Origin of the sequence: Exiguobacterium sp. PvP048 (assembly GCF_040549175.1) — a bacterium.
Classification (GTDB): Bacteria; Bacillota; Bacilli; order Exiguobacteriales; family Exiguobacteriaceae; genus Exiguobacterium_A; species Exiguobacterium_A artemiae.
Map to the genome: position 1 here is coordinate 547,662 of NZ_JBEPSU010000001.1, position 22,423 is coordinate 570,084.

At 47.7% G+C, this 22,423-nt stretch carries 23 protein-coding genes and 1 riboswitch; of the genes, 7 read left to right on the plus strand and 16 right to left on the minus strand.

What is annotated here, in order from left to right; all coding sequences use genetic code 11:
• Positions 1 to 2: 2 nt before the first annotated feature.
• Together ABIC15_RS02725 and ABIC15_RS02730 are read right to left on the minus strand one after the other, a co-directional pair.
• Positions 3 to 1,034 carry a peptidoglycan bridge formation glycyltransferase FemA/FemB family protein gene (locus tag ABIC15_RS02725; RefSeq protein ID WP_354019674.1) on the minus strand — a complete coding sequence of 344 codons (1,032 nt, stop codon included), beginning with the start codon at positions 1,032 to 1,034 and terminating at the stop codon, positions 3 to 5.
• Between the two features lie 167 nt (positions 1,035 to 1,201).
• On the minus strand, positions 1,202 to 2,383 hold the full coding sequence (locus tag ABIC15_RS02730) for an MDR family MFS transporter (RefSeq protein WP_012371147.1): 1,182 nt from the start codon (positions 2,381 to 2,383) through the stop codon (positions 1,202 to 1,204).
• 178 nt (positions 2,384 to 2,561) lie between these two features.
• On the opposite strand from ABIC15_RS02730, the gene mnmM reads away from it, so the two are divergent.
• Positions 2,562 to 3,152 carry a tRNA 5-(aminomethyl)-2-thiouridylate-methyltransferase MnmM gene (gene mnmM / locus ABIC15_RS02735; RefSeq protein WP_290827417.1) on the plus strand — a complete coding sequence of 197 codons (591 nt, stop codon included), beginning with the start codon at positions 2,562 to 2,564 and terminating at the stop codon, positions 3,150 to 3,152.
• 52 nt (positions 3,153 to 3,204) lie between these two features.
• Here mnmM and ABIC15_RS02740 read toward each other — a convergent pair whose 3' ends face one another.
• The 3 genes from ABIC15_RS02740 to metK all read right to left on the minus strand — a co-directional run bounded on the left by ABIC15_RS02740 (position 3,205) and on the right by metK (position 5,832).
• The gene (locus ABIC15_RS02740) at positions 3,205 to 3,909 is read right to left on the minus strand and encodes an alpha/beta fold hydrolase (RefSeq protein ID WP_012371150.1); all 705 of its coding nucleotides are present in this window, start codon (positions 3,907 to 3,909) and stop codon (positions 3,205 to 3,207) included.
• A gap of 83 nt (positions 3,910 to 3,992) precedes the next feature.
• Positions 3,993 to 4,478, minus strand: a complete 486-nt coding sequence (locus tag ABIC15_RS02745) for a GNAT family N-acetyltransferase (RefSeq protein WP_012371151.1) — start codon at positions 4,476 to 4,478, stop codon at positions 3,993 to 3,995.
• A gap of 145 nt (positions 4,479 to 4,623) precedes the next feature.
• The gene (metK, locus tag ABIC15_RS02750; protein WP_012371152.1) at positions 4,624 to 5,832 is read right to left on the minus strand and encodes a methionine adenosyltransferase; all 1,209 of its coding nucleotides are present in this window, start codon (positions 5,830 to 5,832) and stop codon (positions 4,624 to 4,626) included.
• 127 nt (positions 5,833 to 5,959) lie between these two features.
• Positions 5,960 to 6,086: riboswitch (SAM riboswitch) on the minus strand.
• 232 nt (positions 6,087 to 6,318) lie between these two features.
• On the opposite strand from metK, the gene pckA reads away from it, so the two are divergent.
• A complete protein-coding gene (gene pckA / locus ABIC15_RS02755; RefSeq protein ID WP_012371153.1) occupies positions 6,319 to 7,887 on the plus strand; it encodes a phosphoenolpyruvate carboxykinase (ATP) in 1,569 nt (522 codons plus the stop codon).
• A 57-nt stretch (positions 7,888 to 7,944) separates the two neighbouring features.
• Here the strand turns inward: pckA and ABIC15_RS02760 are convergent, their stop codons facing one another.
• From ABIC15_RS02760 to ABIC15_RS02800, 9 genes are all read right to left on the minus strand, one after another.
• Positions 7,945 to 9,198: an EAL and HDOD domain-containing protein gene (locus ABIC15_RS02760; RefSeq protein ID WP_012371154.1), complete on the minus strand. Its 1,254-nt coding sequence runs from the start codon at positions 9,196 to 9,198 to the stop codon at positions 7,945 to 7,947.
• A gap of 167 nt (positions 9,199 to 9,365) precedes the next feature.
• Positions 9,366 to 10,109 carry an alpha/beta hydrolase family protein gene (locus tag ABIC15_RS02765; RefSeq protein WP_012371155.1) on the minus strand — a complete coding sequence of 248 codons (744 nt, stop codon included), beginning with the start codon at positions 10,107 to 10,109 and terminating at the stop codon, positions 9,366 to 9,368.
• Entirely contained in the window at positions 10,081 to 10,554 is a 474-nt protein-coding gene (ytkD, locus tag ABIC15_RS02770) for an RNA deprotection pyrophosphohydrolase (protein WP_012371156.1), read from the minus strand. Before ytkD ends, ABIC15_RS02765 begins: the two co-directional genes overlap by 29 nt.
• A gap of 131 nt (positions 10,555 to 10,685) precedes the next feature.
• Positions 10,686 to 12,035, minus strand: coding sequence for a glucose-6-phosphate isomerase (locus tag ABIC15_RS02775; protein ID WP_012371157.1), 1,350 nt, complete (start codon positions 12,033 to 12,035; stop codon positions 10,686 to 10,688).
• 112 nt (positions 12,036 to 12,147) lie between these two features.
• On the minus strand, positions 12,148 to 13,314 hold the full coding sequence (locus ABIC15_RS02780) for an iron-containing alcohol dehydrogenase (RefSeq protein ID WP_012371158.1): 1,167 nt from the start codon (positions 13,312 to 13,314) through the stop codon (positions 12,148 to 12,150).
• A gap of 125 nt (positions 13,315 to 13,439) precedes the next feature.
• Entirely contained in the window at positions 13,440 to 13,832 is a 393-nt protein-coding gene (gene yugI / locus ABIC15_RS02785; RefSeq protein ID WP_214766120.1) for a S1 domain-containing post-transcriptional regulator GSP13, read from the minus strand.
• A gap of 375 nt (positions 13,833 to 14,207) precedes the next feature.
• Positions 14,208 to 15,251 (minus strand): ribonucleotide-diphosphate reductase subunit beta, encoded by a 1,044-nt coding sequence (locus tag ABIC15_RS02790; protein WP_012371161.1) that lies wholly within the window; start codon positions 15,249 to 15,251, stop codon positions 14,208 to 14,210.
• Positions 15,220 to 15,708, minus strand: a complete 489-nt coding sequence (locus tag ABIC15_RS02795; protein WP_012371162.1) for a flavodoxin domain-containing protein — start codon at positions 15,706 to 15,708, stop codon at positions 15,220 to 15,222. The genes ABIC15_RS02790 and ABIC15_RS02795 overlap by 32 nt, the downstream gene beginning before the upstream one ends.
• An 18-nt stretch (positions 15,709 to 15,726) precedes the next feature.
• Complete coding sequence (locus ABIC15_RS02800; RefSeq protein ID WP_483298751.1) at positions 15,727 to 17,952, minus strand: ribonucleoside-diphosphate reductase subunit alpha; 2,226 nt, start codon at positions 17,950 to 17,952, stop codon at positions 15,727 to 15,729.
• A gap of 317 nt (positions 17,953 to 18,269) precedes the next feature.
• On the opposite strand from ABIC15_RS02800, the gene ABIC15_RS02805 reads away from it, so the two are divergent.
• Genes ABIC15_RS02805 through ABIC15_RS02825 form a run of 5 tightly spaced genes read left to right on the plus strand, consistent with a single transcriptional unit; the run spans position 18,270 to position 21,299 of the window.
• Positions 18,270 to 18,503: a DUF1871 family protein gene (locus tag ABIC15_RS02805; RefSeq protein ID WP_214766124.1), complete on the plus strand. Its 234-nt coding sequence runs from the start codon at positions 18,270 to 18,272 to the stop codon at positions 18,501 to 18,503.
• Positions 18,504 to 18,516: 13 nt separating this feature from the next.
• Complete coding sequence (locus tag ABIC15_RS02810) at positions 18,517 to 18,756, plus strand: NifU N-terminal domain-containing protein (protein ID WP_012371165.1); 240 nt, start codon at positions 18,517 to 18,519, stop codon at positions 18,754 to 18,756.
• Between the two features lie 58 nt (positions 18,757 to 18,814).
• Positions 18,815 to 19,609, plus strand: coding sequence for a glycosyltransferase family 2 protein (locus ABIC15_RS02815; protein ID WP_012371166.1), 795 nt, complete (start codon positions 18,815 to 18,817; stop codon positions 19,607 to 19,609).
• Positions 19,609 to 20,112 (plus strand): Lrp/AsnC family transcriptional regulator, encoded by a 504-nt coding sequence (locus tag ABIC15_RS02820; protein ID WP_012371167.1) that lies wholly within the window; start codon positions 19,609 to 19,611, stop codon positions 20,110 to 20,112. The genes ABIC15_RS02815 and ABIC15_RS02820 overlap by 1 nt, the downstream gene beginning before the upstream one ends.
• Positions 20,109 to 21,299, plus strand: coding sequence for an aminotransferase (locus ABIC15_RS02825; RefSeq protein WP_012371168.1), 1,191 nt, complete (start codon positions 20,109 to 20,111; stop codon positions 21,297 to 21,299). Before ABIC15_RS02820 ends, ABIC15_RS02825 begins: the two co-directional genes overlap by 4 nt.
• Positions 21,300 to 21,345: 46 nt before the next feature.
• Here the strand turns inward: ABIC15_RS02825 and ABIC15_RS02830 are convergent, their stop codons facing one another.
• Together ABIC15_RS02830 and ABIC15_RS02835 are read right to left on the minus strand one after the other, a co-directional pair.
• Positions 21,346 to 22,236, minus strand: a complete 891-nt coding sequence (locus ABIC15_RS02830; protein ID WP_354019676.1) for a MazG nucleotide pyrophosphohydrolase domain-containing protein — start codon at positions 22,234 to 22,236, stop codon at positions 21,346 to 21,348.
• Positions 22,202 to 22,387, minus strand: a complete 186-nt coding sequence (locus tag ABIC15_RS02835) for a hypothetical protein (protein ID WP_012371170.1) — start codon at positions 22,385 to 22,387, stop codon at positions 22,202 to 22,204. The genes ABIC15_RS02830 and ABIC15_RS02835 overlap by 35 nt, the downstream gene beginning before the upstream one ends.
• Positions 22,388 to 22,423: the final 36 nt, after the last annotated feature.

Sequence of the window (22,423 nt, forward strand, 5' to 3'; positions counted from 1 at the left end):
GATCAGGTGGCTAAAACCGTCTCCTGATAACGGTATTCCGGGAAATAATTGGCTGCTTCGTCGCTTCCGTACCGTTGACACAATTGTTCATAGACATGGGGAAGAAGAATCGTCTTTCCTTGGTGGTATTCAAACATACGGTAACCTGTATAACGACATTTGCTTTCAAACAGACTGTCCCGTTCCTTATAGCCGCCACCGAGGTGCTGCTCGACCATGCCGGCTGACTTGGAATGTAAAATCGCCTCATACTCCAGGCGCTGATTCGGAAAAAGTTTATGTTCATCACGTTGACAACCGATCAGATGTCCGTGTGCATACTCGTTCCCGAGCAGGACGAAATATCCACCGACCGCTTCTCCCTGCCACTCCGCGATTAACAATAACGGTTCACACAATTCCGTCGGTTGAAACAACTGTTCAAAATATTCGGTCGTGAAATAGTAATGCGACGAAGCATCCTTCCGGTCCATCGTTTGATAGTAAAGACGGATGAAGGTTGGCAAATCTTCTTTCGATCCTCTTCGGACCGTCAGCTCTGACGCCAAGGATTTCCGGATCATACTCCGGTTTTTTTTATGAAAGGTCTGCATGATTTCTTCTACAGAAGGCCGAAGATCGATGCTTGTCGTGTGGCGAATGAATTCCGTTTTCGTCCAATCCGCTACACGTTTATGGTTTTCCGTCAGCGGATTAAAACGAATCAATTCGGAAACAATTTTTTGACGCATCGCCCATTGTCGAAACGAACGTTTGGCACCGGTCAGCTCTTCTGAAGTCAACTCACCAATGATTTCCGGACCTCCGTATCCGTAAGGCGTAATCAAATCAAAGTATTCGGTGTCAAAAATCCGCCGCTTCAAGAAGGGATAAAATAATTCACCTGATGCTCCTTGAAAATAAATCAGTCCGGCCGCTTCATCGGTCCGGGCATTCAAATGAACATATTCATAGCTATAAAAAATATCAAGTGATTTATTTTCCACAAGTGATGCCCACGTCAACTGATCTTCCACAAAAATACATCGCCTCATCTTTTTCCACCTCCGGCATATGACACGTCGAACATAACTATTTTCCCTTTAATTTGGTTAATCAATTAATTTTTACCTTTTAATTCAATACCCATTTTACATGTTTAATATGCTTCTTCAACAAAAAAGACAGACAGCGGAATCAAGCGATCGCTTCTGTCCTTTTCTCATTTTACCGCCTTGTTTGGTATAGCCCGAACGAATGTGAATCCTGCCAGCAGGATCAATCCAATCAATGTCATGAACACGGCATTCATACCGGATAAATCATAAATCAGCCCTCCGACAGTCGGACTGATCATCCGCCCTGCCGAAGCGGCGATATTGACATACCCCTGAAACTCGCCTTCTTTCCCGATCGGAGCCAAGCGGGCTGCCATTGCCGGAACCGCCGGCCAAATGAACATCTCACCGATCGTCAAAATGACCATCGCTACTAAGAACATCTTGAATCCGCCGGCAAAAGGCACGATCGCGTAGGACAAAAGAAAAATGCCGGTTCCCGTCAGCAACTGACGTTTCAAGTCGTCACCAAACCAGCGCAGGACAGGTGTCAATAACGGTTGCGCAAATACGATCAGTGCACCGTTGATCGTCCATAAAATCGAGTATTCGGAAATTGTCACACCGAGGGATTTTGTATGCACGGCAAATGTTCCCTGCCATTGAACATACACAAACCACAAGAGCGCATAGCCGACCGAAACGTACAACATCGTCCGGACTGAACTCTTCGAGAGCGGCTCCCGCACTTCTTCCCCTGCCGATACCGATTGACGTTTGACCGGATGCACTTGAATCCAGTTCAGCCCCACAAAAAGGACGACGGCAAACAATAAGTAAAGGATCAGATTGGCGATGAAGATGAACTGGATGTCGATTGCTGCAATTTGTCCGCTGATTGCGGTCCCCAGTGCCACACCGACATTTTGGGCAACATAGATTGCATTAAATGCCCGTCTTCCACCTTCCGGCCAAATGACACCGGTCAAAGCATAGATGGTCGGAAACACCATTCCTCCGACGAATCCGATCAATCCTAACATCAGCACATACCCGGTGAAGGTCTGATGGAACAGCCAAAGACCAATCGAGGCAAGGACCAGTCCAATGACACTGATGACAAGCGTCCGTTTCCCGCCTAACCGGTCAAATGCTTTTCCGCCGATATAGTTTCCGACAATGGCGAGAGCCGAGTTGACGAATAAAGCCATTCCGGCTTTTGTCATCGACTCTCCTAAATAATCATGAATGTATAATGTATTAAACGGCCATAAAAAAGAGGATCCTGTCGTATTGATCGCCATCGCCAATACCAGAATCCAGACCGCGCGAGGTAATTTCGGCATGGTAAGCATCCTCCAATGTAGTTTCCAACCTTGCCACTTTACGAAATTATTCTCCTCTCTGTCAAGGAACTTCGTTATTAAACGAACAATCGGAAAAATGATACACTTGACTAAAGGGTCAATTTTCCGGGTACTTAGAAAAAAATAGAGCATATTATCAGAAAGAGGAGTTTTTGCCATGTCACTTGCACGTGTATTACCTTACGCCAAAGAATTATTGGAATCAGTCATCCATGAAGGGGATTGTGTCGTCGACATGACTGCCGGGAACGGTCATGATACGCATTTTCTTGCCGAACAGGTCGGACCGAGCGGACGGGTCATCGCGTTTGATGTCCAGGAGCAGGCCATCGAAGAAACGACACGCCGTCTGCAGGCGGCTCACGTCTTGGACTGGGTCGATTTGTACCATGAAAGCCATATTCATGTCGGAGCCCGCTTGTTTGCTGAACAACGCCCGATCCGTGCCGGAGTATTTAATCTGGGGTACTTACCGGGGAGTGATAAATCCGTTACGACGACCGGGGAAGAAACACTCGAAGCACTCCGTGCCCTCCTTCCGGTTCTTGTCCCCGGCGGTCTGGTTGTCCTCGTGATCTACCATGGCCACTCGGAAGGACGACGTGAACGCGATGCGGTATTGGAACATGTCTCTTCCCTCCCGCAACAGGATTATGCCGTCCTGCAATATCGTTTCTTGAATCAGCAAAACAATCCCCCGTTCATCGTCGCGATTGAAAAAAAATTAAAGAAACAAACAATCGACTAAACAAAAAGAGGAATCCCGATGCTATCCGGATTCCTCTTTTTCTTGTTGCCGTTTAATCTTCCACCATCTTTAGAAACAGCAATAGCTTTTCAGCAAACCGCGTATTCAAACGTTCAAAACTGAAGTGCGGGAAACCGTGCAGACGTTGCAGATAAATCTGGTCTCCGCCCATCTTCCGGCACACTTCAAGCGTCAACTTGACGTCGGCGAACTGATCATCCGGTGCATAAAAACAAGCGAGATGGACCCGCGGCAGTTTCTTACGTTCTTCGTCATGGATGACGATTTCTTCTTCAATCTCGCGATATTCCGCATACGTCAATTCACCAAGACGTGCAGCATCCTCATTGTTCTGTCCGAACGGCAATGTGCCGAGCGGAGCATCCGGACGGAACCGGTCGAAAGCACTTGCAAACACTTGTTTGACGCCGCCTAGTTGCTTCGAGTTGTGCCAATCAAATAACGGCGAGATGAATGTCAGGCTCGCCATCGGCAACTCATATTCTTGAAGCAGCCGATTGACGACAAGTGCCCCCATACTGCAGGCAATGATGTGAATCGGTAATTTTCGTTTACCGGCTTCACGTAATGCTTCTTTTAACAGCTGTTGATGTTCTTCAAACGATACACGACGGGGTGCATCGACCAGGAGAACTTCGTATTCGCGTTCTAATACACGAATCAGCGCCTCACTCGGCCGAGCACGTAATTGGAGTGGATATACAAGAACGATCACTCCGGTTGGTTGTTCTACCACAAACTCACCTCTTCATTCGATATCTGTTTAGTATGCAACAAATCCGACTCCAGCCAAACCGCCTTAAGTCGGATTCCATTTCTTTAATATATACGTTGCAGACGCGTCACAGGTTCCACTTGTCCGAAGACTTCCTCTGTCGTCTCACTGATTTCCTTGAATCCGTACGACGTTAAAAAGTGGCGGGCTTTATAGTTCCGAGATTCGACATACACTTCGATCGGAGAGGCTCCCTGCAATTCCAGTTCGCGGATCAGCCGGCGTCCGATCCCGTTTTGTTGGTATTTCGGCAAGACATACAATCGGACGATTTCCCATGTTCCCTCAACATCAATCGCGTGAATGAAACCGACGATTTCCCCGTCAATCAGTCCGACGTTGAAATATTCTCCACGTGCTTCCTCCGCTGTCCGAATCGCCCGGACCACTTCTTCCTGCGGGTACGCTTCTTGAACGAAATGGGCTTTCGAGCGTTCTGAATAGATTTCCTCATATGTGTCCATCCAAGACGTGAGCGCAATATCATGAATGCGTGCTGCATCAGTCGGAACCGCTTCGCGTATCTCCATACCGAAATCCCCCTTTTCCTTTTACAGAATACAGACTCATGTTCTTTTACCCTTTTCTAGAAATTTCAGTCGTATCCCTGCAAAGTTCAGGAGAAACAAAAAAAGTTCAGAAACACCCTTTAGAAGGATGTTTCTGAACAATGAATTATGCGAAACGTTTTGCCTGCTCTTCAAGAGTAGCGGCTTTATCTGTCTGCTCCCATGGTAACTCGATGTCTGTACGACCGAAGTGACCATAAGCTGCTGTCTGACGATAGATCGGACGACGGAGATCAAGCATGTTGATGATTCCAGCCGGACGAAGATCGAAGTTTTCAGCAACCAGTTCAACCAGTTGTGCTTCAGGAAGTTTTCCTGTACCGAATGTATCCACCGCGATTGATACCGGATGTGCGACACCGATTGCGTACGCGAGTTGAACTTCCGCTTTGTCTGCAAGACCTGCAGCTACGAGGTTCTTCGCGACGTAACGCGCTGCGTAAGCAGCTGAACGGTCGACTTTCGTTGGATCTTTACCAGAGAAAGCTCCACCGCCGTGACGTGCATATCCGCCATACGTATCAACGATGATTTTACGGCCTGTTAATCCAGCATCACCTTGTGGTCCGCCGATGACGAAACGACCAGTTGGGTTGATGAAGAACTTTGTATCGGCATCGATGTACTCAGTCGGAATGACCGGTGCGATGACATGTTCTTTCAGATCAGCTTGGATTTGCTCAAGCGTCACTTCTTCTGCATGTTGTGTTGAGATGACGATTGTATCAACGCGAACAGGTTCATTGTTCTCATTGTATTCAACCGTGACTTGCGTCTTACCATCCGGACGGAGGTAATCGAGTTGTCCGTTTTTACGAACTTCTGCAAGACGACGAGCCAGTTTGTGTGAAAGTGAGATCGGAAGTGGCATGAGTTCAGGTGTTTCTTTCGTTGCATAACCGAACATCAGACCTTGGTCTCCTGCTCCGATTGCATCGATTTCTTCATCTGACATGTTTCCTTCGCGTGCTTCAAGCGCTTGGTCAACACCGAGAGCGATGTCTGCTGACTGCTCATCGATTGATGTCAATACAGCACAAGTGTCTGCATCGAAACCGTATTTAGCGCGTGTATAGCCAATTTCGCGAATCGTTTCACGAACGACTTTCGGGATATCCACGTAAGTTGATGTCGTGATTTCTCCTGCTACTAATACGAGTCCTGTCGTGACAGAAGTTTCTGCCGCAACACGTGCGTTTGGATCGGCTGCAAGAATTGCATCCAAAATTGAATCCGAAATCTGGTCACAGATTTTATCCGGGTGACCTTCTGTTACTGATTCCGACGTAAACAGTCGGCGATTAAGGTTTGTCATGTTTGACCCTCCCAAAAAAGAATTTGACGGTGTACTCATTTCCCCTAGTTGAGTGGGACGGTAAAATGAAAAAAACCTTTCCATGTCCAAAAATGGTCAGGGAAAGGTTGTGCGTTCTTCCTTTACCCTCTTATCGTTCGAAGTGTTTACTTCGCTTCAGGAGAGCACCTTTTCCTACATTAATGATGAAATTAATATAAGACGGTTGCCGGGTTTCTTCGGGCCTTGTTCCCTCCACCTGCTCAGAATAAGAGTATCCGTTACGAATTACATGATATAAACTTGTGCTCACTCTGTCAAGCAACGTTTTAATTTCTAGTCGAAAAATTTCGGAAGAGATGTTAAACTGTTAATGCTGAAAGCGTTTCCAGATAAATAGAAATCAGCGCATGAAAATGATTGCTCTATCATTAGTATGTCATATATAATAAATGTGTCATACTAATAGTAGAGCTAAAACCAACGTAGGGGAAAGGTGGGGTCAGGATGCCGATGACGGTCCTGAATATCGAAGAACTACTCAAGAAGGAGCATGTGTTCAAACAACTGTCTGTTGCTGAACTAGTCGAACATGCAATTCGCAACAAAGAAGGAGTTCTTGCAGAAAATGGTGCTTTGTCTGTAGAAACGGGGAAATTTACAGGTCGTTCACCGAAAGACAAGTTCATCGTCCGTGATGACTCATGTGAGATGCATATCGATTGGGGTCATGTCAATCAACCGATGGAGTCGGACAAATTCGAGCAACTGTTACAAAAAGTTCTTCGTTATATGAACGAAGCAGATCAACTCTACTACACAGAAGCTGCTGCTGGTGCCGATACGCATTTCACCCTTCCAGTGCGCGTCGTAACCGAATATGCTTGGCATAATTTGTTTGCGAAACAGCTGTTTTTACGTGAATATCCTACGGTTGCGGCCTTTGAACCGTTTACGGTCGTCTACGCACCACATTTTAAAGCGGATCCGGCGGTTGACGGCACAAACTCCGAGACATTCATCGCGATGTCATTCGAACACCGGATCGTCTTGATTGGCGGAACGGAGTATGCCGGAGAAATCAAAAAATCAATTTTCTCTGTCATGAACTATCTTTTACCCCAACAAGAAGTCTTGTCGATGCACTGTTCAGCAAACGTCGGACACGGCGGCGATGTCGCCTTATTCTTCGGACTCTCAGGAACTGGTAAGACCACGCTGTCTGCTGATGACAGTCGCCAATTAATCGGTGACGATGAACACGGTTGGTCTCATGACGGTGTCTTCAACATCGAAGGTGGCTGCTATGCGAAAACAGTTAATCTGTCACGCGAAAAAGAACCACAAATCTTTGATGCGATCCGCTTCGGAACCGTTCTTGAAAATGTCGTCCTCGATGATGCGCGGATTCCGGATTATGATGATACTTCATTGACTGAAAATACACGTGCCGCTTACCCGATTACAGCAATCGACAACATCGCCATTCCGTCACGCGCCGGTCACCCGAAAACGATTGTCTTTCTGACGGCGGATGCCTATGGTGTCTTGCCTCCAATCAGTAAACTGACGAAAGAACAAGCGATGTATCACTTCTTATCCGGCTACACATCAAAACTGGCTGGAACGGAGCGCGGCGTTACAGAACCGGAAGCCACATTCTCGACGTGCTTCGGTTCACCATTCCTGCCGTTGATTCCGGAAAAATATGCGACGATGCTCGGGGAACTGATTGATCGTCACGGTGTCACAGTCTATCTCGTCAACACAGGCTGGACCGGCGGCGCTTACGGTACAGGAAGCCGGATGAAACTCTCCTATACACGAACGATGGTCAATGCGGCCGTCAACGGTCTGCTTGCAGACATCCCGACAGAAGAACATCCGATTTTCGGTCTGCATATGCCGATCGAAGTACCTGGTGTTCCGACTGACTTGCTCAATCCGGTCAAGGTCTGGGCGGATGCATCTGTTTACGAACAACAAGCGACCGCACTCGCACAAAAATTCACACAGAACTTCGCACGTTTCGAAAGTGCGACCGATGCGATCAAAGCAGCCGGTCCCCGCGTGTAAAAACGATTGATGGTACTAAAAAGGTTGAGCTCCTTAACGGATGCTCAACCTTTTGTGTTAGACGATGGAATCTGTCTTATCTTGTAAATGAAGTTCTTTTTGAGAAAGCCAAACTTGGCTTTCTTTTAATAATTCATAAGCCCGGTGCTTCATAATCCCGAACCGATTACTGAGCATCTCAAACCGTTCAAACTCGCCCCGGTCTGCGCTGATCGCAAGCAACAGGCAATCGCGAAACGGGTGATCTTCCCCTTGCAAGACATTTTTCAAAGCCGGTTCAATCGGAAGCTGATCGATGATTTCACCGATATCCACGGAAAGCAAGGCATCGATGTGTGACAGTAAGCCGATCATGTAGGCACTTTCTGCTTTCAGTGTCTTCGTTTCCGTCGCAAACAGTTGGCATAGTTTTGCGCAATGCAAGGATGAACGCAATAATTCGTCCGACCATTGATACGGACTCGCTAGTTTCATCTCACGCAAGACGATCAACGAAATCCAGCTCTTCAGTTGGGAAAAGCCCAGCAAGGAAATTGCTTGACGGACGGAACTGACCATGTTCCGAAGACCGATGCCCGGAGAGTTGATCAATTGCAGTACTTGCACACTGATGTAAGGATTGCCCTCGATTTCATCCACGACGTCATCATAATGGTCATCCGTATCAAGCCACTTCAACATTTTCAACAGGACAGGCACTTGCGGAGGAACGGCCTTTCCTTTCATCAGCATCGGTTTGGCGTAAAAGTATCCTTGGAACCAGTCATACCCCATCGCAAGGCTTCGCGTGTGGTCCTCGTGTGTTTCAACCCGTTCAGCCAAAAAGCGGATATGCGGATAGTTCCGTTTTAAAATATGTAAGATTGCACTTTGTTCGCGTGGATTGATGGCTTCGATATCAATTTTTATCAAATCAATCAAATCAAACAGCTCCGGACCGTGGTGACGCAACAAATCCGTTACGAAATCATCAAGCGCCAGGACGAAGCCGGCTTCTTTCCATTTTTGCAGCGTCTGGAGCATCATTTCATCGATCTGAACCGTCTCCAATACTTCAATCACGAATTGAGTCGGATTCAGATGATCAATCAGTTCAGACTGCAACAGATCGCCTGTGAAATTAATGAATAATCGTTTTCCTTCTGCTACACGGTCTACTCCGAGATGAATCAGTGTATTCGTCAACACATCCATCGTCGCCAAGTCACCATCAAACACTGCAGGTGTTTCAACGGAACGATAGAGCAGCTCAAAAGCGTCAATCGAACCAAACCGGTCTACAATCGGTTGTCGCGCAAGTAAGATTTCCATCTCATATATCCCTTCTAAATCCGTTAATCTGGCTTATTTTATATGTTCTAGTATACCAAATATCGTTTTCCCTTAAAAAATCTCTTTTTTAAAACATATCAATGTTCCCATCATTTGGAGAAAAAAACATCTCAATGCAAGGCATCAAGATGTTTTGTAAGTCTTTTCTATTCAGATAACATCCAATCAATGACTTGTTTCGTCACAAGCATTTTTTGATGGATTGGAAATTGATGCGCGTACTGATAGATGATCAAGCGGGTCTGTTCCGGATAACGGGCCGCATAGTTCGTCGCATGACGCAGTCGGACATTTTGATCATATAATCCGTGAATCAGCAAGATTTCCCCTTGAGGCGGAAAATACAATGGCGACCGGACACGGTATGCCTGCAACTGTTGTTGCGGAACTCCCCCCGTAAACCGTCTGAGCATTTTTCGCATCGTCTGTTGTTCTTCATACGTCCAAGTCAGATTCGTTACACCGGCCCATGAAACCGTCCGGGCGACTTCACGATGGTGCGCAAGTAAAAGCGCCATCTGTCCGCCACGGGAAAAACCGAAGACCGATGTCCGCTCGACATATTGATCGAGCCAATCAAACGCACTGATGGCGTCGAGGATATCCCGGTGTCCGAAGTCTTCTTTCCCCGTCCCTCCTAGATTACCGCGGTAAAAAGGAGCCATGACGAGATAACCGGCTTGCGCGAACTGCATTAAGCGGGTCGGCCGAACCATGCCGATATTACGTGTCCCACCACGTAAATACAAAAGACCTTGCCCGTTCGCGTGAACCGGCAGGATGACATACGCTCCGACCCGTTCCCCGTCGGATGTTTCATAAAAGACCCGAAAGGTGCGGAACGGTCCCTGCCGCGGGAGCTCAAACCAATCGGCGTTCGGCGAGTACACGAAGAGTCTCCGGAAGGACACGGTCCTTCATCATGAAGCTGTATTGGCGGTTCGTATCTAAACGTTTCGGGATATCGTCTAGTAAATAGGCTCCGTCCGTCTCATCGACAGCCAGGTGTGGAACCAGTGATTCGATTTGAGCGAAGTAGATATTTTTGATGATCGTGTCTCCTCGACCCTCGACCCGGTATTGTCCGATGTACTGGAGACGTTCGATACGTCCCCCTGTCTCTTCCATGACTTCCCGGTATGCGGCTTCCTCCGCCGTCTCCCCCGGCTCGACTTTTCCACCCGGAAACTCATATCCCCGTTGCTTGTGATGCGTCAGTAACCATTTCCCTTCGTACACGGCAATGACCCAGACATGAAGCGGATGGACTGAAAACGGATGGTCTTCAAAACTCAGTTCAACCCGATTTTGATAATAATCTAAAAACGTAATCACATGCGTGCACCTCATTTCTTCTTCTCTCTTCACTTTACCTGTTTCGAAAGCATTCTAAAAGTGAAAGTGCGTAGGAATTTGCCAGAATGACAAAAAAAGACATCCCTCTGAATCGAGAGATGTCCGGATGCTTATTTCAAGCGAGCTTCAAGCTCTGCTTTTTCTGCTTCAAATCCAGGTTTACCGAGTAAGGCAAACATGTTTTTCTTGTACGCTTCAACACCCGGCTGATCGAACGGGTTCACACCAAGCAGGTATCCACTCATGGCACATGCTTTTTCGAAGAAGTAGAACAAGAATCCGAGATGATACGGTGTCATCTCAGGCAATTCGACCGTCAAGTTCGGAACTTGTCCATCTGTGTGGGCAAGCAACGTTCCTTCCGCTGCCTTGTCGTTGACGAATTGAATCGATTTTCCTTCCAGGAAGTTTAAACCGTCGAGATCCTGGGCGTCTTTTTCAATCGTTAATGCATGACGCGCTTGTCCGACTTTAATAACTGTTTCGAACAAATCACGACGTCCTTCCTGGACATATTGTCCCATCGAGTGAAGATCCGTTGAGAAGTCGACGGCAGCCGGGAAGATTCCTTTGAAGTCTTTTCCTTCTGACTCTCCGTACAACTGTTTCCACCACTCGGACACATAGTGTAAGGCCGGTTCGTAGTTAACGAGCAACTCGATCGTTTTCCCTTTAGCGTATAATGCGTTCCGGACGACTGCGTACTGGTACGCTTCGTTTTCCGCCAAGTTCTCGTTTGAGAACTGAACCTGGGCATCACGTGCACCTGCCATCAACTCTTCGATCGAAATGCCGGCTGCTGCGATCGGCAACAGACCAACCGGTGTCAAGACAGAGAAACGACCTCCGACGTCATCCGGGATCACAAATGTCTGGTATCCTTCCGAGTCCGCAAGTGTTTTCAAAGCGCCGCGTGCTTTATCCGTCGTTGCGTAAATCCGGTCTTTCGCACCCGCTTTACCGTACTTGTCTTCCATGAACGTTTTTAACAGACGGAACGAAATCGCCGGTTCTGTCGTCGTGCCTGATTTCGAGATGATGTTGACCGACACATCTTTTCCTTCAAGTACTTGGAACAAATCGTGTAAGTACGTCGAAGAAATGTTATGTCCAGCATAAATGATTTGCGGAGCTTTCCGCTCTTCTTTTGACAATAAGTTGTGGAACGAATGACCCAGCATCTCGATTGCAGCACGTGCACCAAGATACGATCCGCCGATTCCGACGACCAACAAGACGTCTGAATCCGACTTGATTTTTTCAGCTGCTGCCTGAATTTTTTCAAATTCCGCTTTGTCATAGTTTGTCGGTAAATCGACCCATCCTAAGAAATCACTGCCGGCACCTGTGCCGTTGTGGATTGCTCCGTGTAATGTTTTTACCGTATCCGCCATATAGTCTACTTCATGTTGTCCTACGAATTGTAGGGCCTTCGAATAATCAAAACGTACCGTTGTCATTCACTCGTCCTCCTTATTCATTCGCAAACAAATGCGACCTTCCTTTTCATTAAAACGCAAGAAGGAAGGTCGTTCAAGTCTTTTGTGAAAAGATTAGCAAATGTTATGGCGCTTACAAAGCCGCTGTTACGATTTGGCGGACATCTTCGTTGCCAAGTGATTTGAAGTTACCGAAGTCTCCGCGTGTCATTGCTGATTTTACGATTGAGTCGACTGTATCTTCTTTGATGTCGTAATCTGCAAGACGGTTTGGAGCACCGAGTGACGTCCAGAACGCACTGATGGCATCGATTGTAGCGTGTGCTGCTTCCATTTCTGATTTACCAGTCGTATCAACGTCAAAGACATTTTCACCGAGCGTGACGAAACGGTGTGCGTTTGACTCGTCGAGGACATGACGCATCCAGTTCGGGAAGAGAATCGCCAGACCACCTGCGTGCGGGATATCATGAACAGCTGAAACCGCATGCTCAATGTTGTGTGACGCCCAGTCACCGCGTGCGCCCATTTGCAGGACACCATTGAGTGCCATCGTACCGGCAAACAGGATGGTACCGCGGAGTTCAACGTTCTCAAGATCGTTGACGAGTTTCGGTGCTGCTTCGACGACCGCTTTCATGACGCCTTCCGTCATCCGTTCTTGAACCGGTGCATGTGCCGTATGGAAGTATTGCTCAAGGCAATGACTCATCATATCGACGATTCCGTAAATCGTTTGGTCTTTCGGTACACTGACTGTGTACTTCGGATCAAGGACTGAGAACGTCGGGAATGTTAACGGGCTGCCCCAACCGTATTTTTCTTGTGTCTTCCAGTTCGTGATGACCGAGCCTGAATTCATTTCCGAACCTGTTGCAGCAAGCGTCAAGACTGTTCCGAACGGGATGACCGTTTTTGGTGTTGCTTTCCCGATGACGAGATCCCATGCTTCGCCTTCGTACGGGATACCGGCAGCAATCAGTTTCGTACAGTCGATGACTGAACCGCCACCTAGTGCAAGCAATGCGTCAACGCCAGCTTCACGTGCGATTTTAATACCGCGTTCCGCTGTTTCAATACGCGGGTTTGGTTCGACGCCGTCGCATTCAACGTATTCGATCCCTGCCGCACTCAGTTCGCGTGTCACGTCATCATAAACACCGTTGCGTTTAATACTGCCGCCGCCAAATACGAGCATGACTTTTTTAGCATCTAAAGCTTTCAATTCGTCTGTAATTTTGCTGACTTGACCGTCACCAAAAATAAGTTTCGTTGGATTACGATATTCGAAGTTTTCCATTGTGTGTTGCCCCCTTGATAAGTAATGAACACCTTACATTATCCACACATTCCCCTTTTCCATCTATTTTAATGCTTATAACGCAAAAAAAGAGAACCGACCGATGTCGATTCCCTTTCAAAATCTTATTTTTGGAAGTTTGATTTTTCAATCCATTCTTCCAATTTGCCTTTTAACACGTTGAAGCCAGGAGCTTCTTCTTGTTTGAAAGCAGGACCCGCATCGCGACGGCCAGCGTTTTTGCGTGGGCCTTTAGCGCGTGCTTCGCGTTTTGGAGCTTCTTGTGTTGCTTTGATCGAAAGCTTCATTTTTTTGTTAGCTTCGTCGATGTCGAGAACTTTAACAGTTACTTCATCGCCAACTTTTACGTAATCGTTGATATCTTTTACGTAATCGTGTGAGATTTCTGAGATGTGGACGAGACCTTGTGTTTGCTCGTCAAGTGCTACGAAAGCACCAAAATTTTGAATACCAGTTACTTTACCAGTAACGATTTGGTCTTTTTCAAAGTTTGCCATAGTTTATACACTCCCTAACTAAATTCATCAACTTATAATAACATACTTTTTACGGATGGTAAAAAATATTTTTCAAATTGTTTATTTTTTATTTTACGAGGGAACAAATTAGTAGCAAGACTTCAAGTATTCCCCCTGATTCTGCCGGACTTTTTGAGTCCGGCCCTTTTTTTGTTTCTTCTTACTTTTCAACGCAAAAAGGACCGATTCGGTCTGCTCGCTTTCCGCTGACAAGTCATCCTGCCGCTTCAGATGCAGTGCATCTTCCAGGGTCAGATCGGCTTGTTTTCCGCAGGAGTCGAGCATGACCTCACCTGTCCTAGCGTAAAGGAAATTGCATGGTGAAGCAATCAAAATTTCTGTCCGTTTACAGACTTACAAATCATCAAATCCGTTTGCATCCGTTACTTTTGCATACGAGCGCGATTTTTGCTCGAAGAAATCGGATTTCGTCGCATTCATCGAGTCGTCGGAATAGGCGCGGATCCATGGCATGACGTCTTCATCATGTCCTTCATACAAATCGTCAAGTCCGATGACACGGAGACGCTTGTTGGCGAGGTATTTGACATAGTCACGCATTTCGCTGACATCAAGTCCGTCCAAGTCACGTAACACGTATTCGCTCCACTCGATTTCAAGATCAACGGCACGCTCGAATGTCGCGTAGACAAATTTCGTGAATGAACCGTCGGCGTCGATATCCGGATGTTCTGTCAAGACGGCACGCAACAGCTGACTGATGAAGTATGAGTGTTGCAGTTCGTCACGCTGGATATAACTGATCATCGTCGACGTTCCGACCATTTTCTGATGGCGCGCCAAGTTATAGAAGAAAGCAAATCCGGAATAGAAGTTGATTCCTTCAAGAACGATCGAGGCCACCAGTGACTTCGCAAAGTTTTCCGGTGTCCGGTCGTTTTGGAAATCTTCATACAGATCCAAAATGAAGGCATTTCGTTTCATGACCATATCGTCGTCTTTCGCGATGTCGAAAATCCTGTTCTGCTCCGACAGTGGGACAAGACTCGACAGCACATAGCTGTAAGATTGGTTATGAACGACTTCCTGTTGGGCGACAATCGCGAGAATCGCATGAATTGACGCGTCCGATGTGAACATCGCCGACTCCAAAATATAACGGGTCTGGACGGAGTCGAGAATCGACAATAAGCCGATGATGCGTTTGAAGGCATCCTGTTCCCGCTCGCTTAATTGATTCCATTGTTGCATGTCTTTTGACATTGAAATCTCATCCGGAATCCAGAAGTTCGATAACAGCTGTTTATAGATGGAATAGAACTGCGGATACGCAATGTCGTTCCAATTGACGATTGAGCTTGTTTCCCCGCCGATGATCGCGGTCGCGCGATTCGGGTGTCGGGCATCAAGCAGTTTGATTTTTTGTAGTTGTTCCATGTTGTTCGGCTCCCTCTTGCTGTAATTGCAGTAGTGTTCGACGTGTCCACTCTTTGACCGCATGCGGTCGGTTACGCGGCGATTGTTCGATTTTGAGTAATTCACCTGCGAGCGGAACCCCGAACTTCGCGAGATGGTACGCCATCTCATCGACGGCACGGCAATATTTGACGAACATCTTATCGCCCGTCCCGAAGACAGCCGCCTGCGGAATCGCGTGCGGGCTTTCTTTTAAGACGACCTTCAGACAATCCCGCATCTCATCCGGCAGTTGTCCGTCTCCCCATGTGTAAGAACCAAAATAGACGATATCATAAGGGACCAGCTGATACGTCGTCACATCATCGGCAAAGATCATCGTCGGTTCGACCTGCATTTCGGAACATGCTTTTGCAATCAGTTCCGCAACCTCCTCTGTATTTCCGCTCATTGACGCATATACGATTGCTGCCTTCATGATATCGTCCTCCTTCTCTTATGATGAACACGACTCACATTCATCGATTTCGACAGTCGTCGAACGTGTGTAGTAAATCGTCTTCATCCCGAGTTGCCATGCTTCCATGTGCATCTCGAGTAACTCTTTTGCTTTGACGCTGTTTTTAACGTAGAGATTAAAACTGATCGCTTGGTCAATATGACGTTGACGTGAGGCATTTTGACGAATGCTCCAGAGTTGATCAATCTCAAACGCTGATTTATAGAACCAGTTCGTTTCCGGTGTTAAATCGGGCACTGTGACCGGAATCTTGTAGTTTTTCTTTTCTTCCGCGTAAACTTTCTTGTAAATCGGATCAATCGACGCTGTACTGCCGGCGATGATCGCCGTCGACGAGTTCGGTGCGACCGCCATCAGATAGGCATTCCGCATACCATGTGCTGTGATATCTGCCTGCAGACGATCCCAGTTCAGTTCAGGCGTTGTTTTGTAGTGACGGCGGGCAATGTATTCCCCGGTCTGCCACTCCGATCCTTCAAAGAGACGGTAAGCCCCTTTTTCTTTCGCCAGTTGCATCGACGCGTCAATCGTCAAATAGGCGATTTTTTCATAAAGACGGTCGGCGTACTGGACGGCCTCGACCGACTCCCAGCGGATGCCTTCGAGAGCGAGCAGATGGTGCCAGCCGAATGTCCCGAGACCGACGGCACGGTATTTTTGGTTCGTGATCTGTGCTTGCGGTACGTCGATCGTATTGAGATCGATGACGTTATCGAGCATCCGCATCTGAATCGGAATCAACCGTTCGAGCACATTTTCACGGACTGCACGTGCGAGTGCGATCGAAGACAAGTTACAGACAACAAAATCGCCCGGTGTTTTCGTGATGATGATTTTGCCGTCTTCCGTGTACTCTTCCGTCACCGTCGTCGGACTCATGTTTTGCATGATTTCCGAACAGAGGTTGGACGAGTAAATCATTCCCGCATGTTTATTTGGGTTGGCACGGTTCACCGCATCGCGGAAGAACATGTACGGTGTACCCGTTTCAAGCTGCGAACGCATATAACGTTTGACGAGATCGATCGCCGGTACTTTCGTCCGGCTCAGACGCGGTTCGTTGACACAGGCTGTATATTTTTCCGTGAAACTGCCACCTTGTTCCGTTTCGTCAAACGAATCTTCAAGGCTGAAGCCCATGACGGTCCGAATTTCGTGCGGGTCAAACAAGTACCAGTCGCCGCGTGCTTCGACCGTCCGCATGAAATGGTCCGGTAAGCTGACGCCTATGAACAAATCGTGTGTCCGTAACCGCTCGTCCCCGTTATTTAATTTCGCATCAAGGAACTCAAGGATGTCTTTATGCCAGATATCGAGGTAAACAGCAATCGAACCTTGGCGCATACCAAGCTGATCGACACTGACTGCTGTATTGTTTAATTGTTTCATCCACGGAATGACACCGCTCGATACGCCTTTAAAGCCTTTGATATCCGATCCGCGTGACCGGATTTTCCCCATGTAGACGCCGATTCCGCCGCCGCCTTTTGAGAGCGTCGCGACATCGGTGTTGGAATCATAGATGCCCCGAAGCGAATCATCGACCGTGTCGATGAAGCATGAAGACAGTTGGCCGTATGATTTACCGGCGTTTGATAAAGTCGGTGTCGCAACCGTCATGTAGAGGTTCGACAGTGCCCAGTAAGACTCTTTGACGAGCTCGATCCGGCGCTCTTTCGGTTCTGTCTGCATGAGTGTCATGGCGATGATCATGAAACGTTCCTGCGGCAATTCGTATAATTTTTTGACGTGGTCGCGCGCTAAGTAACGGTCGGATAATGTCCGGAGTCCGATATACGTGAACAGATGATCACGTGACGGATCAATCGATGCCGCAAGTTCTTCGACTTCTTCTTTCGTATATGTTTCTAAGAGGTGTGGCGTAAAAATACCAATCTCCGTTAATTTTTCAATCAAGTGATAAAGTGAACCGTACCGTTCGTCCGCTGCGTAGCCGCGATTTTCACTTGCTTCCAAATACAACCGGTTCAAGTACGTTGCTGTCGCAACGAATGTCCAATTCGGTTCCTCTGCCTTTAACATGTCAAGTGCATGCATTGTTAAGAGTTCATAGACTTGATCCGCCTGTAACGTCTTCCCTTCGAGTGCCCGAATCGCCCGTTCTGTATAACGTTCGACGTCGAGCTCTGAGTACGCTGCCGTAATCTGACGGATCACCGTATATACATCTTCTATTGTCATTGCACCTTGATAGATGCGTGCTGTATTCAGTGGAGATGCCACTATGAACCACTCCCATTCTCTAACTTTAAAATAGGTTCCGTTACCGTAAAAAATGCGCTAAACTAAAAAAAGACGCCCTACATATAGAAAGAACATTTTAATCCTCACTCTATATATAGACGTTTCAGGCATTTTTAAACCTATTTATCTACAAGATATAGGTTATCACTGAATGACTAAAAAATAACCCCTTGCATTGAAAATCAGGTCAAACAAATTTGAAAAGGCGGATTACCGCCTTTTGAGATATATTGAGATAAGGAGTTTTATTGATTATGAGTTCAGAAGAACTTTTAAAAAAATATGATCCATTTCACCTAGGAGAAGGAAATTATCCGACGGAAATGTCTGCTATACTAAGCTTACTGACGGTTCATGATCAAATAAGCCCGCTTGCGGAAGCAATCGGGATCGTTTTTGAAGAATCTTTTGATGAAAGACCGGATCAGCAGGAATTGATTTTACTCGCAACGAACTTACTTTTATGTGAAGATTCGTGTGAACTTTGAAAGGAGACTGATTATGCAAGTTGATTACACGCCTAACCCGAACTCAGTAAAAATCACCCTCGACGGAGACCGCTTCGGTGCCAAGAGCACCAGCGTCAAAAAAGGGGATACACCGGAAGACGCTTTGCTCGCATCACTCATCACGATTGACGGCATCGATAATCTATTTGCATACGGTGATTTCGTCACCGTCACAAAAGAAGCTGACGCTGAATGGAATGTCTTACTTCCGACAATCGAAGAAAAAATGTAAATATCTCACAAGGACACCTGAATTTCAAGGGTGTCTTTGTTCTAAGGAGACGACTTAAATGCCGATGGTCTCAGTCATCATCCCCACATATAACCGGTTGCGTGAGTTGCGCGAAGCACTGACCGCACTGACTAAACAAATCTATCAGGATTTTGAAGTCATCATCTTGAACAATAATGGAGAGCCGCTGACTTCCGTCGTTGCCGATTTTCAGGACAAGCTGACGATCACGGCAATTGATTTGCCGGAAAATCACCATGTCCGGGCAAGAAACCACGGTGTCTCGTTAGCAAACGGAAGGTATATTCTTCTCCACGACGATGATGATTTATTGTTACCTTCACATATCGAAGAAGCCGTCGGCGATCTCGAAGCCGGAGCGGACTTAACGTACGTCGATGCGGAACTGTTCACCTACGAATGGCAACAGGATCATCGTGTCGTCAAAACAACGGAACCGTTCGCTTATCCGTATGACCGGGAAGCGATGAAAGAGGATTCGACTTATATCCCGTCCGGTTCACTTTACCGGAAGTCGCTTCACGAAGAGCTTGGTTTATTTGACGAAGACGTCTTCAACTATTGGGACTGGGACTGGATTTTACGTGTCGGGCAGGATCATCTCGTTCTGCACCCGGCCCGGGCGACCGTCCTGTATGCGTTTAATCCTTCGGGTAACCACCAATCGGCGAAGCAGGATGCATCGCGCCGCGTCTATTTCGACCGTCTCGTCGAGAAGCATCATCTTCCGACAACTGATATGAAAAATTTCCACATCGTGCAAGAGGAACGCCGCTCGCGCCTGCGCGAGACACGCCGGACGTTCAATGGTTGCCTGACAGAAAGCGAGTGATGATTGTGTATACAGACAAACAACTGGAACTACTTGAATTATTGACACAGAACGGACCGGTCGATCCTGTCCTGGCCGCTCAAATGCTTAATTTGACAGAGGATGAGGTGTTATCCTCACTCGAAACATTTAAACAAGACGGTGTCCTGCTCGGTTATACAGCCGTCATCGACTGGCAAAAAATCCACGCCCATCATGGCGTGACCGCCTTTATCGATGTTAAAGTGACGCCGAAACGGGGGCGCGGTTTTGATGAAGTCGCAGAACGGATTCATCGTTTCCCGGAAGTGACATCACTCTACCTGATGTCAGGAGCCTACGATTTACAAGTCGTCCTCGATGGAAAATCACTGCAGGAAGTCTCACAGTTCGTCTCGGAAAAACTATCGACACTCGATTCCGTGATTTCGACGACAACACACTTCCGTCTGAAAACGTATAAACATGATGGTGTTTTATTCAGCCAGGATGATGAGGACAAACGATTGAAGGTGTCTCCATGAAACATTTATCTGAACGTGTCGAACGGTTGGCACCCTCCGGCATCCGGCGTTTTTTCGATTTGGCCGGTTCGATGGAAGATGTCATCTCGCTTGGTGTCGGTGAACCCGATTTCGTTACGCCTTGGAACGTTCGGGAAGCCAGCTTCGCGGCGCTCGAACAAGGTTATACAGCATACAGTGCCAATGCCGGATTAGTCGAATTACGCCAAGAAATCAAGTTGTACATGCAAGAAAAATTTTCGATTGATTACCGGGTCGCAGATGAAATCATCGTCACGACCGGTGCGTCGGAAGGACTGGATTTAGCCTTCCGGACCTTGATCAATCCGGGTGATGAAGTCATCGTCGTCGAACCTGCCTTCGTCTCCTATGCTCCGTTGATTGAACTAGCAGGCGGCATTCCGGTCGCGGCAGCCTGTCGCGCAGAGGACGGGTTTACGATTCAGCCGGAAACGATTGAAGCCGTCATGACAGAGCGGACAAAAGCCATCATCTTTTGTTTCCCCTCGAATCCGACCGGTTCCGTCATGACACGCGATCAATTGGCCGATCTTGCGTTACTCGCGAAGAAACATGATCTTTATGTCATCAGCGATGAAATCTACGCCGAACTTTCGTATGAAGATGAGCCGACCTGTTTTGCGACTCTCCCTGACATGCGGGAGCGGACGATTGTCATCAACGGATTCTCTAAAGCCTTTGCAATGACCGGCTGGCGGCTCGGTTTCACCTGTGCCCCTCCCGCGATCAGCCAGGCGATGCTTAAAGTCCATCAGTACGGGATGATGTGTGCCCCGACGCTCGTTCAGTTTGCCGGAATCGAAGCGTTACGTTCGCGTCACAAGACCGTTCCGGATATGGTCCGCAGTTACCGCCAACGCCGGAACTACTTTGTCAAGGCGCTCAACGATGCCGGATTGCCGACGCATTCGCCGGGCGGAGCATTTTATGCCTTCCCGTATATCGGTGGGACGGGTTTGACGAGCGAAGAGTTCGCAGAACAACTGTTGCTCGCGGAACGCGTTGCGGTTGTCCCCGGTTCTGTCTTCGGCGCAAGCGGTGAAGGGTATGTCCGGGCCAGTTATGCCAGTTCGATCGAACAGCTCCAGCAGGCGATTCACCGGATCAACCGTTTCATGCAACACTTGAATCAAAAGCAAGTCGAATTATCGAATCCTTCAAGATAAACCATACAAAAAATGTCCGTTCCGACTGGAATGGACATTTTTTGATTTACTCATCGACATGTAAAACGAGGAACATCCGGTGATCATCTTCCGCATGATACGGTGACACGGGACCCAGTTGCGGTGCGTAGACATCAATCCGGTACGGTGCTTCTTTAAACGACAACGGTGTCTGCTCTTTAACGATCCGGCCGATTTCATCCGCTTGATTTTTGACGCTCCGCAAACTGTCCGTCCGTTCCATCGGAGCTTCGATGACGAATCCGGCAATCCCTTCGATCCGGGCGCAACGCAGGAACCGGCGGAGCGACGGTAAAGCCGCTTGAATGTGCGCCTCAAGCGCGAGATCACTTTCATAAGCCGGTGCCCCCCAGAGACGTTCCGTATTACCGGTCGCACTCCGGAAATGATCAATCGTCGCTTCCGTCACCGGATCACGTGTTAACGCAAACCGTTTGCGGTCACGATTTAAATTCTTTTCGTTTGTACGATCGATTTCCTGCAGAAGATTGATGCCGTGAGGACGGACCAGTCGGAACAACTCCCGTTGAAGACGGGCAAGCGACATCCCGATCGGAATGATATCTTCCGTCTGTTTTGGGGGTTTGTCCCCTTCATATCCGTTCATCACACGGGCGACCTGCCCCGCTTCATGAACGAGGCGGTAAAACGAACCTTGCCCCTCGTCTTCCATCGTTCCGAGCTGTTGATGCTGCTGTGCCAAATCCGTAACGTATTGATTCGCAAGACAGGTCGAGATCATCAGGACATCCACCAGTTCCGCCTGAAATGACAACTCATCTCCAGTTTCGAGCGCTTCCCCCACTTCACCGACTTCCTCAATCAAACGGGCTAGTCCAGACAATGGACGAAAGTATCCGCCAAGCGCCCGAATCGTTTCATCAACCTTTTGCTGAAGAAGAATCATCTCCTGCATCGTCCTGCACCTCCGCCATTCCTTTCACGATTCGGTCTTCCGATTGTTCCTTAAATCGTTTGGCAAACTGTTTATTCTTACGCCATTCACGGACAGCGAGACCGCTTGCAACGGCGAGTGAGACGAGTACTCCCATTTCTTTTCGTTTCATCTGAATTCCTCCTTTTGAATGATACGTTCGTCTGGC